This is a genomic window from Burkholderia sp. Nafp2/4-1b, from assembly GCF_003635165.1.
Taxonomy (GTDB): Bacteria; Pseudomonadota; Gammaproteobacteria; order Burkholderiales; family Burkholderiaceae; genus Burkholderia.
This window is the reverse complement of record NZ_ML058601.1, coordinates 224,933-241,246: the sequence shown is the minus strand read 5'-3', so window position 1 is coordinate 241,246 and position 16,314 is coordinate 224,933. Positions and strand designations below refer to the sequence as shown.

Below are 16,314 nucleotides of genomic sequence, written 5' to 3'. Positions count from 1 at the left end.
CACGCGAGCGCGGTTTTTTCAACGCTGATTTTAGAAAGCCCATAACGAACATGGCCACCGTGACGCCCCGTGCGACCAATGAAAGCCTGCATCCGACGATCGGCGGCGCTGCCCGGCTGACGCTCGGCAACCGCATCCTGCTCAGCTTCGGCGTGCTGTTCGTGCTGATGCTCGTGACCGCCGGCGTGTCCTACGAGCGCCTGCGCGCGATCAATACCGAAGCCGTCAGCATCGAGCGCGACTCGCTGCCCGGCGTCTATCTCGCGGCGTCGCTGCGCGGGGCGGTCAACGAATCGTTCCAACTGCTGCAGCAGGCGACCTTCGTCGAGACCGATCCCGATACCGTGCGGCGCGATCTCGCGAAGATCGCCGATTCGCTGAAGGACGTCGAGTCGCTGTCGGTCGACTACCAGAACACGATGTTCCGCGACGACGACCGCCAGCGCTTCGCGACGTTCCGCGCGTCGTTCGATCGCTACGTGCCGCTGTTGAACGATGCGCTGCAAAAGCATCGTTTGTCGCACGAAGAGGCCGTCGCCGCGTACGCGAAGGTGCAGCCCGTGTGGGCCGAGGTCGTGCGCAACGCGAATTCGCTGGTGCAGGAGAACCGCAAGTTCGCCGACCAGTCCGCGAAGCTGATCCGCGAGTCGGTGCAGGATACCGAGATCGTGCTGGCGACCGCGCTCGGCATCGTGCTGCTGTCCGCACTGGCGCTCGGCTACGGGCTGTTCCGCGCGGTCACGGTGCCGATGGCGCGGCTCGTCGAAGTGCACGACGTGATGCGCACCGGCAACCTGACGCGCCGTCTCGACCTGCGCCGCCGCGACGAATTCGGCACGCTCGAGACGGGCTTCAACCGCATGGCCGACGAGCTGACCGAGCTCGTCGCGCGCGCGCAGCAGTCGTCGCTGCAGGTGACGACGTCGGTCGCCGAAATCGCGGCGACGTCGCGCGAGCAGCAGGCGACCGCCAACGAAACCGCGGCGACGACGACCGAGATCGGCGCGACGTCGCGCGAGATCTTCGCGACGTCGCGCGACCTGCTGCGCACGATGAACGAGGTGGCCGGCGTGGCCGAGCAGTCGGCGACGCTCGCGGGCGTGAGCCAGAGCGGTCTCACGCGGATGGGCGAGACGATGCGCAGCGTGATGGACGCCGCCGGGTCGGTGAACGCGAAGCTCGCGATCCTCAACGAGAAGGCGCTGAACATCAACCAGGTCGTCGCGACCATCACCAAGGTGGCCGACCAGACCAACCTGCTGTCGCTGAACGCGGCGATCGAGGCCGAGAAGGCCGGCGAGTACGGCCGCGGCTTCGCGGTCGTCGCGACCGAGATCCGCCGTCTTGCCGACCAGACGGCCGTCGCGACCTACGACATCGAGCAGACGGTGAAGGAGATCCAGTCGGCGGTGTCGGCGGGCGTGATGGGGATGGACAAGTTCTCCGAGGAAGTGCGCCGCGGGATGCTCGACGTGCAGCAGGTCGGCGGCCAGCTGTCGCAGATCATCGCCGAAGTGCAGACGCTCGCGCCGCGCTTCCAGATGGTCAACGAAGGGATGCAGACGCAGGCGAACGGTGCCGAGCAGATCACGCAGGCGCTGTCGCAGCTGTCGGAAGCCGCGCAGCAGACGGCCGAATCGTTGCGCCAGTCGTCGCAGGCGATCGACGACCTGACGCTCGTCGCGAACCAGTTGCGCACCAGCGTGTCGCGCTTCAAGGTCGACGCGTGATGCGCGCCGAGTCGCTCGGCGGCGCGCACGCGCTGTTCCTGATGTTCGAGCTCGACGGCGAGCGCTATGCGCTCGACGCGGCCGACATCGACGAGGTGTTGCCGCTCGCGACCACCAAGGCCGTGCCCGGCGCGCCCGACTGGATCGCCGGGCTGCTGATGCGCGGCGGCCAGCCGGTGCCGGTGATCGACGTGCCGATGCTCGCGCTCGGACGGCGCGCGCATGCGCTGCGCTCGACGTGGCTCGTGATGGTGCGCTACCGTGTCGCGCAGGTCGACTGCGAACGCGTGATCGGCCTGATCGTCGAGCGCGCGACGCAGACGCTGCGGATCGACCGCGCGGCGTTCCGTGCGAGCGGCGTATCGACCGCGCGCACGCGCTGGCTGGGGCCCGTTGCGAATACGCCCGACGGGATCGTGCAGCAGGTCTCGATGTCCGACCTGATCGACGACGTTGCGCGCCTGTCTCTGTTCGACGGCCTGCCGGGCCACGGAGAGGAGTCCGCATGAGAGCGTCCGATTCGCGATTTCGCGGCTGGCTGCTGCGCGAGACCGGCATCGACCCCGATTCGCTCGGCAACGATTTCCTGACCCGCGCGCTGACCGAGCGTGTGCATGCGCTGCAGGGCGACGACGAGCGGCTGCCGTCGGGGGCGCGGCCGCCCGTCACGCCGGAAGCGCTCGACGCGTACTGGCAGCAGCTCAACGCGTCGGCCGACGAGCGGTGCGCGCTGATCGAACTGTTCGTCGTGCCCGAGACATGGTTCTTCCGCGATCGCGAGGCGTTCGCGACGCTCGCGCGGGTCGCGGCCGAGCGGGTCGCCGCGATGCCTGGACGCGTGCTGCGCGTGCTGAGCGCGCCGTGTTCGACCGGCGAGGAGCCGTACTCGGCGGCGATGGCACTGCTCGACGCCGGGCTCGATCCGGCCAGTTTCACGATCGATGCGATGGACCTGAGCGCGCGCGCGGTCGAACAGGCGCGGCTCGGCTGCTACGGACGCAACGCATTCCGCGGCACGGCGACCGAGTTCCGCGGCCGCTACTTCACGCCCGTCGCGGACGGCTGGCTGCTCGACGAGCGCGTACGCGCGTGCGTGCAGTTTCGCCAGGCGAACCTGATCGAGTCGGGCACCGATACGGGTGTGCGCTACGATTTCGTGTTCTGTCGCAACGTGCTGATCTATTTCGACCGCGACGCGCAGGATCGCGTGATCGGTTCGCTCGAAAGCCGGCTCGCCGACGACGGGATGCTGTTCGTCGGTCCCGCCGAAACGGGCGTCGCGATGCGGCACGGGATGCGCTCCGCGCGCGTGCCGCTGGCATTCGCGTTCCATCGCGCGCAAGCTGGTGCGGCCGACGCATACGCGTCGCGGCATGCGGCGCCGCTGCCCGCGCTCGCGCCATTCCGGCGCGCGGAGCGCTGCGCGGTGGCGCAGGCACCCACCGCGCGTCCGCTGGCGGCCGTCGTGCCGCCGGCCTGGAGCGGGGCGGCGGCGCCGCTCGCCGCGCTCGCGCCGGTCGAGCGCCCGGCGGCATTCGAGGCGCGGAGCGAGTTGCGCATCGACGCGCCGGCCGGCACGGTCGGTCAAGTCCACGCCGCCCACGCCGGCCCCGCGCCCGCTCCGGCAACACCGGTAGCCGACAGCACCCCGCCGACGCTCGAGCAAGCGCAGGCGCTGGCCAACGCGGGGGCCTTCGACGAGGCCGAGCGCGTACTCGCGCTGTTCTCCGCGCACGCCGGCCCGCACGCGGACGCGTTCTACCTGAACGGGCTGATCGCGGATGCGCGCGGCCGCGTCGCGGAAGCGGGCGACTTCTACCGGAAGGCGCTGTACCTGCGGCCGACGCACCACGAAGCGCTGACGCATCTCGCGACCTTGCTCGACGTCGGCGGCGATGGCGCCGGCGCGCAATGGCTGCTCGAGCGCGCGCGGCGCTCGGCCGGATAATGGGAATACGGGCTGGGAGCCGACATCGGGATGACCGACCAAACAATGAACCGCGACGCCGTTGCCACTGACGACACGACGATCGGCGTCGACGATTGCTGGAACCGGATCGGCACGCACGGCGACCGCTCGTGCGAGCGGCTCGCCGACTGCCTGCGCTGCCTGAACTGCCCGGTCTACGCGTATCACGCGGCGAAACTGCTCGAGCGTCCGCTCGGCGTCGCGGAGATGGCCGACACCACGCAGCGGATCAGCGCGTTCGGCGCGACGGGCGCGCACGGCGACGACGATACGCGCCAGGCGGCACTGGCATTTCGCGTCGCCGACGAATGGCTCGCGCTGTCGATCGGCGTGCTGCGCGAGATCGCCGGCACGCGCCCGATCCATTCGCTGCCGCATCGCCGCCATTCGGCCGTGCGCGGCGTGGTGAACATTCGCGGCACGCTGCGCATCGCGATCTCGATCGGCGCATTGCTCGGCCTCGATGCGGGCAAGGGCAGCAACGGTGGCGGCAGCGCGGACAGCCGTTTCACGCGGCTGCTGGTCGCCGCGCACCAGGGCGAGCCGGTCGTGTTTCCGGTGGACGAAGTCGAGGGCGTGTTGCGCTTTAGCGCATCGGAATGGGTGCCCGTGCCGGCGACGGTCGGGCGTGCGAGCGCCGGTCTGTCGCGCGGCGTGCTGTCGTGGCGCGGCAAGTCGGTGGGCCTGCTCGACGACGATCGGCTGTTCGATGCCGTGACACGGAGCATGCGATGAGCGGCGACGACGATCTGAGCCACCTGTCGCTGCTCGAGCTGTATCGCGAGGAGACGCGCACGCAGACCCAGGCGCTGTCCGAGCGCCTGCTCGCGCTCGAATCGGGCGAGCCCGACTCCGTCGCGCTCGAGGCGTGCATGCGCGCCGCGCATTCGCTGAAGGGCGCCGCGCGTATCGTCGGCGTGCCGCTCGGCGTCGACATCGCGGGGCGGATGGAAGAGTGCTTCGTGGCCGCGCAGGCCGGCACGATCGCGTTGACGGCCACGCATGTCGACGTGCTGCTGGCCGGCGTCGACCTGCTGGTGCGGGTCGCCGATCCGCAGGCGCCGCCCGTGTCGTCGACGGAGATCGAAGCATTCGCGCTGGCGCTGACCGGCGCCGACGGCGTGCACGCGATGCCCGCGCCGACCTTTACCGAGCCGCCGGCGCCGCCGGCACCGCCGTCGGTCGTGCCGTTTCGCGAGCACGATGGCGCGGCGAACGAGCCGGTCAGGGCCGGCGCCGCGGCGCCGCCGCTCGCGGTGTCGGTGCCCGTGCCCGATCCGGTCCAGGCCGGCCGCGCGGCCGGCGCGGGCGCGATGCGCCGCGTGCGCGCCGATACGCTGAACCGGCTGCTGAGCTTGTCCGGCGAATCGCTGGTCGAATCGCGCTGGCTCAAGCCGTTCGCGGAATCGATGCTGCGCGTGAAGCGTGCGCAGCGCGATGCGGCACGCTCGCTCGATCTGTTGTACGAACGGTTCGCCGACGATCTCGACGCGGGCGTGCTCGCGTCGGTGAACGATGTGCGGCACATGCTGAACGACCTGCAGCGCTCGCTCGCCGAGCGGATGGACGAATTCGACCGCTTCGAGCGACGCAGCACGCATATTGCCGAGCAACTGTACGACGAGGCGCTGCAGTGCCGGATGCGGCCGTTCGGCGACGCGACGCGCGCGTATCCGCGCATCGTCCGCGATCTCGCGCGCTCGCTCGGCAAGCAGGTACGCTTCTCGATCGTCGGCGAGGGCACGCAGGTCGACCGCGACATCCTCGATCTGCTCGACGCGCCGCTCGGCCACCTGCTGCGCAATGCGATCGATCACGGCGTCGAAGCGCCCGACGCGCGCCGCGCACGCGGCAAGCCGGCCGAGGCGAGCGTGACGCTGGAGGCGCGCCACAGCGCCGGCTCGCTGCTCGTCAGCGTGATCGACGACGGGCCGGGCGTCGACATGGACGCGTTGCGCGCGGCCGTCGTGCGCCAGCGGCTGACCGACGACGAGACGGCCGCGCGGCTGTCCGATCCCGAGCTGCTCGAATTCCTGCTGCTGCCGGGCTTCTCGATGCGCGAAGCGGTGACCGACGTGTCGGGCCGCGGCGTCGGCCTCGACGCGGTGCAGGAGATGGTGCGCGGCGTGCGCGGCGCGGTGCGCATTTTCAACGAGCCGGGTGCGGGCATGCGCTTCGTGCTGCAGTTGCCGCTCACGCTGTCGGTGATCCGCAGTCTGCTGGTCGAGGTGGGCGGCGAGCCGTACGCGTTCCCGCTCGCGCACGTGCGCCGCACGCTCGAACTCGCGCACGACGACATCGACGTGCTCGAGGGGCAGCCGCATTTCCCGTTCGACGGCCGGCGCGCGGGCCTCGTCGCCGCGCATCAGCTGCTCGACGCGGGCGAGCCGGACGTCGCGCGCGCGAGCACGGCCGTCGTGGTGGTCGGCGGCGAGCCCGAGCTGTACGGGGTCGCCGTCGACCGCTTCCTCGGCGAGCGGATGCTCGTCGTGCAGCCGCTCGATGCCCGCCTGAACAAGATCCAGAACATCGCGGCCGGTGCGTTGCTCGAGAACGGCGACCCGGTGCTGATCGTCGACGTCGAGGACCTGATCCGCTCCGTCGACAAGCTCGTGCGCGGCGGCCAGCTCGCGAAGCTCACCCGCGACCCGCAGCTCGCGCTCGCCGACCGGCGCCGCCGCGTGCTCGTCGTCGACGATTCGCTGACGGTGCGCGAGCTCGAACGCAAGCTGCTCGAAAAGCGCGGGTACGACGTGACCGTCGCGGTCGACGGGATGGACGGCTGGAACGCGGTGCGCAGCGACGCGTTCGACCTGGTCGTGACCGACGTCGACATGCCGCGCATGGACGGGATTGAACTCGTCACGCTGATCAAGGGCGACCCGATGCTCAAGCGCGTGCCGGTGATGATCGTGTCGTACAAGGATCGCGACGAGGATCGCCGGCGCGGGCTCGATGCCGGCGCCGACTACTATCTCGCGAAGAGCAGTTTCCACGACGAGGCGCTGCTCGACGCGGTGCACGATTTGATCGGGGATGCACGCGGATGAACATCGGCATCGTCAACGATCTGCCGCTTGCCGTCGAGGCGCTGCGCCGCGTGATCGCGCGGCGCAGCGATCACCGCGTGCTGTGGGTGGCGACCGATGGCGACGAGGCGGTGGATTTCTGCGTCGCGCATCCGCCCGATCTCGTGCTGATGGATCTCGTGATGCCGAAGCTCGACGGCGTGGCCGCGACCCGGCAGATCATGGCGCGGGCGCCGGCGCGCTCGACGCGGTCGACACGCCGACGCTCGCGCTAGGCCTGCCGTCGGATGCGGCGCCGCAGCCGCTGCTCGCGAAGATCGACCAGATCGGCCGGCTGCTCGAAAGCCGGGCCGCGACGCTCGCGCCGCCCAGGCCGACGCCCGCGCGCGGTCAGCCGACGCTGATCGCGATCGGCGCGTCGGCCGGCGGCCCGACCGCGCTCACCGCGCTGCTGCGCGCGCTGCCGGCCGAGTTTCCGGCGGCGCTCGTGATCGTGCAGCACGTCGACCAGGCGTTCGCGCACGGTATGGCGGAGTGGCTCGACGGCTATACGCGGCTGCCAGTGCGTGTCGCGCGGCAGGGCGGCGTGCCGCAGGCCGGCGAGGTGCTGCTCGCGGCGACCAACGACCACCTGTGCCTGTCGCCGCGCGGTGTGCTCGGCTATACGCGACATCCGGCCGACACGCCGTACCGGCCGTCGATCGACGTGTTCTTCAACAGTGTCGCCGACGGCTGGCAGGGCGACGCGCTCGGCGTGCTGCTGACCGGGATGGGGCGCGACGGCGCGCTCGGGTTGAAGGCGATGCGGGCGAAGGGGTGCTACACGATCGCGCAGGACGAGGCGACCAGCGCCGTGTACGGGATGCCGAAGGCAGCCGCGGCGATCGGCGCGGCGTCGGCGATCCTGCCGCTCGACCGGATCGCGCCCCAGCTGATCTCACGCGTGACGCGCAAGCCGCTCGACTGACCGGGCGCAGCGGCGGGCCGCATTGCGTGCGATACACGGCGTCGCGTACAATTGCCGCCTGCGGAGATGGCATGCCTCCCTGCGGTCGAGTCCGGCGCTGGCGCCTGCGGTTCGGCCCTCAACCGCCGGTTCTCCCGGCTGATGATGCCTGCGTGTTCCTGGGTTGTCAGGAGGTCGCAGGCCGTCCATGCGGTATTCTGCCGCCCAGGTTTTGATGTCCCGTCGAATCTGGAAATCATGTTTTTCTCGACTTCTGCCGATTTTCTCGCGACCGCGCGCTACGTGTGCCGCTGGCTCGCGCTCTCGGCCCTGCTCGGCGCGCTGGCCGGCACGGCTTCCGCGCTGTTCCTGATCGCGCTCGACTGGGCGACCGGCACGCGCGTCGCGCATCCGTGGCTGTTGTGGGGGCTGCCGGCCGCCGGTTTCGCGACCGGCTGGGTCTACCACCGGTTCGGCCAGTCGGTCGCGCGCGGCAACAACCTGCTGATCGACGAGATTCACGACCCGAAGGCGCTCGTGCCGAAGCGGATGGCGCCGCTCGTGCTCGTCGCGACCGTCGTCACCCACCTGTTCGGCGGGTCGGCCGGCCGCGAAGGCACGGCCGTGCAGATGGGCGGCGCGCTCGCCGATCGCATCACGCACCTGTTCAGGCTCGATCGCGAGCATCGGCGCGTGCTGCTGATGGGCGGAATCGCCGCCGGGTTCTCGTCTGTGTTCGGCACGCCCCTCGCGGGCGCCGTGTTCGGTCTCGAGGTGCTCGCGATCGGCCGCGTGCGGTACGACGCGCTGTTGACCTGCGTTGCGTCGGCGATCGTCGCGGACGTCGTGTGCCGCGCGTGGGGCGTGCATCACACCGTGTATGCGATTCCGTTCGTGCCGGCCGTGTCGGCGACGGGGCTCGCCGCGACGGTCGTCGCGGGTGTCGCGTTCGGCGTCGTCGGGCGGCTGTTCGCATTTGCGACGCACGCGTTGACCGCATGGTTTCGGCGCGTCGTCCGCTACGCGCCGCTGCAGCCGGTGCTCGGCGGCCTGATGGTGGCCGTGGCGGCGACCGTGCTGAACGTGCCGCAGTATCTGGGGCTCGGGATTCCGACGATCGAAGCCGCGTTCCACGGGCCGCTGCCGGCTTACGATTTCGCGGGCAAGTTCGCGTTTACCGTCGTCACGCTCGCATCGGGATTCAAGGGCGGCGAAGTGACGCCGCTGTTCTACATCGGCGCGACGCTGGGCAACGCGCTGGGGCAGGTGCTCGCGCTGCCGGTGCCGGTGCTCGCGGGGCTCGGCTTCGTCGCGGTGTTCGCGGGCGCGGCCAACACGCCGATCGCGTCGACGATCATGGCGATCGAGCTGTTCGGCGCGGATGTCGGCGTGTATGCGATCGTCGCGTGTGTGGTTGCGTATCTGTTTTCCGGGCACGCGGGGATTTATCGCGCGCAGCGGGTGGCGGTGGGGAAGGCGGCGCAGGCCGACGCGGAGTGATGTCGGCGTGCGAGCTGGCCGAGCGGAGCATGCCCGCGGAACTCGAGCCCCGGCGATCCTGCGGATCACCGGGAGCGGAGGCGGGCGTTACGGCTTCGGCAGCTTCGCGACATTTCGCGCGAGCAGTTCCTCGATATCGATGCCCTTTTCCGCGAGCAACGTCGTGACGACCGCGGTCAATTCCCCGAGCGTTTCCTTGACCGACTCGCGGATCGTATCGACGACGACCTGCGTGCTGCGCTCGATCTCGATATTGACCTTGTGGTCGACGCCCTTCGCATCGAAGGTGGTCGCGCGGCGCGTTTCGGGAATCAGCCAGACCTCGAACCAGCCTTCGTCGCGATTGACGTCCGACACCGTGAGGCTGCAGCCGTTGATCGCGATATAGCCCTTCGCGAACACGTATCGCTTGAATTCGGCCGGCACGCCGATGCGGATCATCCGGTTGTGTTCGGACGACGCGATGTGCAGGATCGTCCCCATGAAGTCGACGTGGCCGGACAGCGGATGCCCGCCGATTTCCGCGCCGTCCTTCGCGGCCCGCTCGACGTTGACGCGCGCGCCGGTCGTCAGGTCGGCCAGCGTGGTGATGCGCAGGCTAGGCAGCATCACGTCGAAGTCGATCAGCAGCGGCGAGTGGATGGTCGTCACGGTCAGGCACACACCGTCGACCGACACGCTCGCGCCGATCTCGATGTCGGCGGTAAACCGGTCGGGGAATTCGATGCTGAACGTTCTCAGTTCGCCGTGATCCTTGATGGCCTTGATGACGCCAACACCCTGAACAATGCCTGTAAACATGATCTGCCTTTCGTCGCGAATTGCCTGGCCGGTATGATAAGTGATCCCGGCGGACGGCGTCGGGGCCGGATGCGAAACGGGGTATGTCGAACGCGCGCAAGTGCTGTTGGTCGTCTTTGCCGTTACCGGCGTATCTTGGCTCGCGTCGCGCCGTTCATACAAACTGCCGGCCAGAAAAGCGTTCTACGGGAATGTCGCGCGATCGTTCCAGTGGATCGCGCTGATGGCGGTGTTCACGCATGCCGGTACGCTGCTCCAGTATCTGGCCGTGGCCACCGACCGGCCGCTCGTGAGCGATGCGCTGATCTCCTTCGACGCCGCGCTCGGGTTTCACTGGCTGCAAGCGTATGAGTGGGTGGCCGCGCATCCCGGTCTGCATGCGATGTTCGAATTTGCGTATGCGTCCGGCAGTGTCCAGCTGTTCGCGATCCCGATCATCCTGACGCTGACGTCGAACTCGAACGACTACGCCGAGTTTGCGGTGCAGTTCATCGTTGCCGTCATCGTGTCGATTCTGATCGCCGGATGGCTGCCGACCGAAAGCGCGTTTCTTCACTTCGACACTCGCGATCCCGCGACGATTGCCACCGTATCCGACTACCTGCCGCTGCGCGGCGGCGCGGCCCGGGAACTGGTATTCGCGTCGGCCCAGGGGCTCATTTCCTTTCCGTCGCTTCACACGATCCTGGCGCTGTGCTTCGCCTACTCGTTGCGGCACGTGCGTGTCGCGTTTCCGGTCGCGTTGGCGCTGAACGCGATGATGATCGTGTCGACGCCGACGCAGGGCGGCCATTACTTGTGCGACGTGTTGGCGGGGCTCGTCATCGGCGTCGGGTTGATTTACGGGGTGCGGAAGTGGTTTGCCGTTCAGCGCGCCGCGGCTCGCGCGGCGTCCGGCGATGAAGTCGAAGGCGGACAGGAAGGGCTGGTGAATTCCTGACGCGCGCCGATGCCGCGCATCGCGCACCAGGTTGGCGGTCGACATGCTCGGTGCGCTGCCACGCATCTAAAGGCCGGGCGAGCCGCACAGCCCCGGTTCCCGTCGAAGCAACCGGACGCGCGGCCGCCGCATGCCGCGCGCCCGGTGGCGAACGGGCGTCCATCAAGCCTCCGCCGGCTCCCCCAGCGGTCCGGCGTCACCGTCCGCCATGCGCGGAGGTGAGTCGATCAAGCCCTTCGCCAGCTCCAGCGCCTGCCGCTCGAACAGCCGGCGATAAATCCCGCCGTCGATGCGGATCAGCGCGTCGTGGTTGCCTTCCTCGATCACCTTGCCGCGATCGAGCACGAGCAGCCGGTCGAGCGAGCGCACGGTCGACAGCCGGTGCGCGACGACGAGCGTCGTGCGGCCCACCATCAGCCGCTCCATTGCCTGCTGGATCAGCACTTCGCTTTCGCTGTCGAGGCTCGACGTGGCTTCGTCGAGGATAAGGATCGGCGCATCCGCGAGAAACGCGCGCGCGATCGCGACGCGCTGGCGTTCGCCGCCCGACAGCTTGATCCCGCGCTCGCCGACGAGCGTGTCGTAACCGTCCGGCAGCGCGGCGATGAACTCGTGCGCGCTGGCGAGGCGCGCGGCGCGCTCGATGTCGGCACGGCTCGCGTCGGGGCGCGCATACGCGATGTTCTCCGCGAGCGTGCGGTGGAACAGCACGGGCTCCTGCTGGACGATCGCGATCTGGCTGCGCAGCGAGTCCTGCCGCACTTGCGCGATGTCCTGGCCGTCGATCGTGATGCGGCCGCCCGACACGTCGTACAGGCGCTGGATCAGCTTGATGAACGTCGTCTTGCCCGACCCTGAATGACCGACGAGGCCCACGCGTTCGCCGGGCGCGATGCGCATCGAGAAGTCGTCGTACAGCGGCACCGGATGGTTGCCGTAGCGGAACGTCACGTGCTCGAAGCGGATCTCGCCTTGCCCGATCCGGATCGCGGGTGCGCCGGGGCGATCGTCGATGCCGAGCGGCTGCCGCTCGAGCGCGACGAGTTCTTCCATGTCGTTGACCGAGCGCTGCAGGTTGCGGATGTGCATGCCGACGTCGCGCAGATACCCCTGCAGCATGAAGAACATCGTCAGCGAGAACGCGATGTCGCCGACGCTCGCTTCGTCGTTCGCCCACAGCCGCAGCGCGACGCCGATCATCGCCGCCTGCATCGCGACGAGCATCGCACCCTGCAGCCCGCCGTTGAACGTGCCGCGCACCCAGGTGCGGCGCGTGCGCTGGCGCCACTTGCCGATCACGCGCGCGAGCCGCGCTTCCTCGCGCGTTTCCGCGCCGAACGCCTTGACGACCGCGTTGCAGCTCACGGCGTCGGCGAGCGCGCCGCCCATGCGCGTGTCCCAAAGGTTGCCGAGCCGCGCGGCCGGCGCGACGATGCCGAGCGACACGGCGACCGTCACCGAGATGTACAGCAGCGAACCCGCGCCGACGACGAGCCCCATCACCGGCCAGTGCGTGCCGAGCAGCACGGTCGCGCCGGCCAGCATCGTGACCGACGGCAGCAGCGCGATCAGCACGGTGTCGTTCAGCAGGTCGAGCGCCCAGATCCCGCGCGTGATCTTGCGCACGGTCGAGCCCGCGAAACTGTTCGCGTGCCAGTCGGTCGAGAAGCGTTGCACGCGATGGAACGACGCGGCGGCGATCTCGCTCATCATCTTCAGCGTGAGCGTGATGATGTTCAGGTAGACGCCTTGGCGCAGCAGCGTCGCGCCGATGCCGAGCGCGGCCAGCGTGCCGAACGCGGTGACGGCGGAATGCCACGCGGCGGCGCGGTCGGTGAGGCCGGTCGACAGTGCATCGACGAGGCGCCCGGCGAACAGCGGCGTCAGCACGTCGGCGAGCGCGCCGAGCAGCGCGAGCGTTGCGATCGTCGCGATGCGCACGGGCTGCTTGCGCCAGTAGCGGAACGTGAAGCCGAAGACGGCCTGGAATGCCTGGCCGCCCAGATGGGTGGTTTTTCTGGTCATGTGTCGTTGCCCGGCGCGTCGCGCGACGGGACTTTCCGGTTCGGAGAACGTCGAAAACGCAACAGCCGGCCGCACGAACGACGCGGGCGAAACGAAACGGGCTGTCGGGAAAATGCGCGGGCTGGCGGGTTAGCGGAGCACTCGGGAGCCGGCGCGAACGACGGGCGGGATCAGCCGCGTCGTGGGACCACGTTCGGGAAGGTTGCTGGCATTCGGAACATCTGCACCTCCCTGAAGTGAACGTTGAAAGGACGCCGAAAAGACGTGAAGGGATTTTATCAGCAGTGCCGGACGCGCTGCAACGTCTGACGAATACGTCGTTGCAGCGTCGATACGGTTAGTATTCGGGGTTTCGGCCCTTTTTGTGCGCGTTCCGCGGTGCGGCGTCGCACGGAGCGGCGGGCTGCATCGATTACACTTCGCGGTTGCCCGGCGACCGCCGAGGCGCCGCGGATTCACCCCGATACATTCCTGAGGAAACGATGAGCGACGTTCAGCAAGGCATCCTGGCCCCGATCGACACGGCGGCCCGATACCTCACTTTCACGATTTCGAACAACAGCAATGTCGCCGCGGCACTGGTGGCGTTGCGCGAGCTCGTCGACGGACGCGGCGCGGTCGCAGGGTTTGGACACGCGCTGGCCGCGCACCTCGGGCGCCCGGTGCCGGGCCTCGCCGAATACCCGGCGTTCGCGGTGAACGACCGCACGCTGCCGATCACGCCGGCCGACGTCTGGGTCTGGCTGCGCGGCGACGATCGCGGCGATCTCGTGCTGCGTTCGCGGGCGATCGAGCGCGCGCTCGCGCCGGCGTTCGCGCTGCAGGACGTGGTCGACGGCTTCCGCTATTCGAACGATCGCGACCTGTCGGGTTACGAGGACGGCACCGAGAACCCGACCGGCGACGACGCGCTCGCCGCGGCGGTCGTCACGGGCCAGGGCGCGGGGCTCGACGGCTCGAGCTTCGTCGCGGTCCAGCAGTGGCTGCACGACTTCGACCAGATGGAGCGCATTGCGTCGGGCGACATGGATCACATCATCGGCCGCCGCCGCTCGGACAACGAGGAGCTCGACGATGCGCCCGAGTTTGCGCACGTGAAGCGCACCGCGCAGGAGAGCTTCGAGCCGGAGGCGTTCATGCTGCGCCGCTCGTCGCCGTGGGCCGATGCGCGCCGCGCGGGGCTCTACTTCGTCGCATTCGGTGCGTCGTTCCGCGCGTTCGACGTGCAGATGCGCCGGATGAGCGGCGCGGATGACGGCATCGTCGACGGCCTGTTCCGCTTCACGCGGCCGCTGACGGGCGCGTATTTCTGGTGCCCGCCGGTGAAGGGCGGCAAGCTGGACCTGTCCGCGCTGGGACTGTAAGCGCCGGACGGCATCCGCAAACGGGCGGGCCGCGCATCGTGCGCGGCCCGCCCGTTTCGTTTGTGACGTGTCGATCGTTGCATCGTCGCATCCAGCGATCGTCGATTTTCGGTCGCGTGCGGCGCGGTATGCCGCGCGTCAGTTCAGCGTCGTTTCGATGCGCGTGCCGCGCTTGATGAACAGCGTCACCGGCGTCTTCTCGCAGATTTCCGCGAGACGCTGGCGCTGCGCGTCGTCGAGCGCACCGTCGAGCGTCACGACACGGCGCACGTACTGCTGTCCCTCATGATCGGCATGCAACTCGGTGCGCACGTCGATGCGCGCCGCCGGCCACGTCTTGCGCTGCATGTACATGCGTAGTGTCGCGGCCGTGCATTGCGCGAGGCCGGCCAGCACAAGCTCGAACGGCGCCGGCCCGAGGCCCTGGCCGCCTTCGCGCGGCGCTTCGTCGCCGGTCAGCGCGTGCGTGCCGGCCTGCAGCTGGACGACGTAGTTCGGCGCGTCGGCCGCGAGGGTGGCGGCAGCGTGGATGAGCGGCATGGCAAGTCTCCGGTAAGCGGGAAAGAGGGGGCCGCGGCGGCGCGCGGCATGCGAGGCGTCAGCATACCGTTTCGCTGGGCATCGCGGGCGCGGTGTGCGTTGATGCGGTTCGGCGGGTTCGGCGGGAGCGGCAGGATCTCCGGGATCAGCCCGGCGAGACCGGCACGCCGGCACTGCGGCGCACGAGCGAGGCGATGCGTTCGCGCACCCACTGGTGCGCGCGGTCGGTCTCGCGCGATTCGTGCCAGTACGCAAGCAGCGGAAACGGCTTCAGCCGAAGCGGCAGCGGCTGCACGGCGATCGGCAGCATCGCCGCCATGCGCAGCGCATACGTGCGCGGCAGCGTCAGCAGCAGGTCGCCGGCCGCCGCGATCTGGCACGCGGCGAAATAATGCTGGCACACGAGCTGGATATGACGGAAGCGCCCGTCGTTGCCGAGCAGCACGTCGAGCGACTGCGGTTCGCCGAGCGACGACACCGCGAGATGCCGCGCGGCGAAATAGTCGCTGCGCCGCAGCGGCCCGCTCGTCAGCGGATGGTCGTGCCGCATCGCGACGACGAGCGAATCGTCGAGCAGGTGTTCGGTCACGATCCGCGGGCCGGTTTGAACGCGTCGATCGACGGCGAGATCGAGATTGCCCGATGCGAGCTCGCGTTCGATGTCGTGCACCGCGACGCGACGGCTCACGAGACGCAGGCCCGGCGCTTCGTCGGCGAATGCGGCGACGATCTGCGGCAACGCGATCGATTCGAGCACGTCGCGGATGCCGACCGCGATGCGCAGGTCGAGCGTCGCCGGGTCGAACGCCGACGGATCGCGCGCGGTGCGCTGCAGGCCGGCGAGATGAAGCTGCACGTCCGCGATGACCGCGCGCGTGCGCTCGGTCGGCACGACACGATTGCCCTGGCGGACGAACAGCGGATCGTCGAAATGCGCGCGCAGCCGGTTCAGCGCATGCGTGACGGCCGGCTGCGTCAGGTGCAGCGCGCGGGCGGCCGCGCCGATGCCGCCGTGCACGTAGACGGCGTCGAGCACGCGGAACAGGTTCAGGTCGAGACGATGGTCGGCGGGCACGCACGAACTCGGGGGTGGACGGTGGAGCGATTCTAATGGATGCGCAAGCAACGGACCGCGGGCGCGCACGTTCGACACGCGCGATGCGACTCGATGCCTATCGATGATGATCGTCCCGCGCAAACGCGCGTGCTTCCGATACGCGCAGCGACACGATGCAATGTTTGCGATGCGATGCGATGCGATGCGATGCGATGCGATGCGATGCGATGCGATGCATTCGCACGATGCGAGCGCGCACGTCGGCATGCGTATTTCCGCGCCGCCATACCATCGGTCGGTGACAGCCTGTAGTAATCCGCCATCATGCTGTCCCTCTCGGCCATTTCGCGCCAAAGACACGACCCGTTCGGCTAAGATGCCGTCGCTTCATATTTCGAGATAGCCGTCCTGTC

General features: G+C 69.2%; 12 protein-coding genes, 1 pseudogene and 1 riboswitch. Of the genes and pseudogenes, 9 read left to right on the top strand and 4 right to left on the bottom strand.

Annotated elements, in window-relative coordinates:
• Positions 1-50 precede the first annotated feature (50 nt).
• The 7 genes and pseudogenes from C7H84_RS10575 to C7H84_RS10545 all read left to right on the top strand — a co-directional run bounded on the left by C7H84_RS10575 (position 51) and on the right by C7H84_RS10545 (position 9,174).
• A complete protein-coding gene (locus C7H84_RS10575) occupies positions 51-1,730 on the top strand; it encodes a methyl-accepting chemotaxis protein (protein WP_121858763.1) in 1,680 nt (559 codons plus the stop codon).
• Positions 1,727-2,239: a chemotaxis protein CheW gene (locus C7H84_RS10570; RefSeq protein WP_121858762.1), complete on the top strand. Its 513-nt coding sequence runs from the start codon at positions 1,727-1,729 to the stop codon at positions 2,237-2,239. The genes C7H84_RS10575 and C7H84_RS10570 overlap by 4 nt, the downstream gene beginning before the upstream one ends.
• Complete coding sequence (locus C7H84_RS10565; RefSeq protein ID WP_121858761.1) at positions 2,236-3,678, top strand: CheR family methyltransferase; 1,443 nt, start codon at positions 2,236-2,238, stop codon at positions 3,676-3,678. Before C7H84_RS10570 ends, C7H84_RS10565 begins: the two co-directional genes overlap by 4 nt.
• Positions 3,679-3,723: 45 nt before the next feature.
• A complete protein-coding gene (locus C7H84_RS10560; protein ID WP_121858760.1) occupies positions 3,724-4,434 on the top strand; it encodes a chemotaxis protein CheW in 711 nt (236 codons plus the stop codon).
• A complete protein-coding gene (locus C7H84_RS10555; protein WP_121858759.1) occupies positions 4,431-6,749 on the top strand; it encodes a hybrid sensor histidine kinase/response regulator in 2,319 nt (772 codons plus the stop codon). Before C7H84_RS10560 ends, C7H84_RS10555 begins: the two co-directional genes overlap by 4 nt.
• Positions 6,746-7,695, top strand: a pseudogene (locus C7H84_RS10550) (chemotaxis response regulator protein-glutamate methylesterase). The gene C7H84_RS10555 and the pseudogene C7H84_RS10550 overlap by 4 nt, the downstream one beginning before the upstream one ends.
• Positions 7,696-7,748: 53 nt before the next feature.
• Positions 7,749-7,853, top strand: a riboswitch (Fluoride riboswitch).
• A 79-nt stretch (positions 7,854-7,932) separates the two neighbouring features.
• Entirely contained in the window at positions 7,933-9,174 is a 1,242-nt protein-coding gene (locus C7H84_RS10545) for a voltage-gated chloride channel family protein (RefSeq protein WP_121858758.1), read from the top strand.
• Between the two features lie 87 nt (positions 9,175-9,261).
• Here C7H84_RS10545 and C7H84_RS10540 read toward each other — a convergent pair whose 3' ends face one another.
• The gene (locus C7H84_RS10540) at positions 9,262-9,975 is read right to left on the bottom strand and encodes a riboflavin synthase subunit alpha (protein ID WP_121858757.1); all 714 of its coding nucleotides are present in this window, start codon (positions 9,973-9,975) and stop codon (positions 9,262-9,264) included.
• A 100-nt stretch (positions 9,976-10,075) separates the two neighbouring features.
• Here C7H84_RS10540 and C7H84_RS10535 point away from each other — a divergent pair, with 100 nt between their 5' ends.
• Complete coding sequence (locus C7H84_RS10535) at positions 10,076-10,915, top strand: phosphatase PAP2 family protein (protein WP_162999257.1); 840 nt, start codon at positions 10,076-10,078, stop codon at positions 10,913-10,915.
• A gap of 162 nt (positions 10,916-11,077) precedes the next feature.
• Here C7H84_RS10535 and C7H84_RS10530 read toward each other — a convergent pair whose 3' ends face one another.
• Positions 11,078-12,940: an ABC transporter ATP-binding protein gene (locus tag C7H84_RS10530; RefSeq protein WP_121858755.1), complete on the bottom strand. Its 1,863-nt coding sequence runs from the start codon at positions 12,938-12,940 to the stop codon at positions 11,078-11,080.
• Between the two features lie 482 nt (positions 12,941-13,422).
• Between C7H84_RS10530 and C7H84_RS10520 the strand changes: the two genes are divergently transcribed.
• Positions 13,423-14,304 carry a Dyp-type peroxidase gene (locus C7H84_RS10520; RefSeq protein ID WP_121858754.1) on the top strand — a complete coding sequence of 294 codons (882 nt, stop codon included), beginning with the start codon at positions 13,423-13,425 and terminating at the stop codon, positions 14,302-14,304.
• A 138-nt stretch (positions 14,305-14,442) separates the two neighbouring features.
• On the opposite strand, the gene C7H84_RS10515 is transcribed toward C7H84_RS10520, so the two are convergent.
• Positions 14,443-14,844, bottom strand: coding sequence for an OsmC family protein (locus C7H84_RS10515; protein ID WP_121858753.1), 402 nt, complete (start codon positions 14,842-14,844; stop codon positions 14,443-14,445).
• Between the two features lie 145 nt (positions 14,845-14,989).
• Positions 14,990-15,919, bottom strand: a complete 930-nt coding sequence (locus C7H84_RS10510; protein ID WP_121858752.1) for a LysR family transcriptional regulator — start codon at positions 15,917-15,919, stop codon at positions 14,990-14,992.
• Positions 15,920-16,314: the final 395 nt, after the last annotated feature.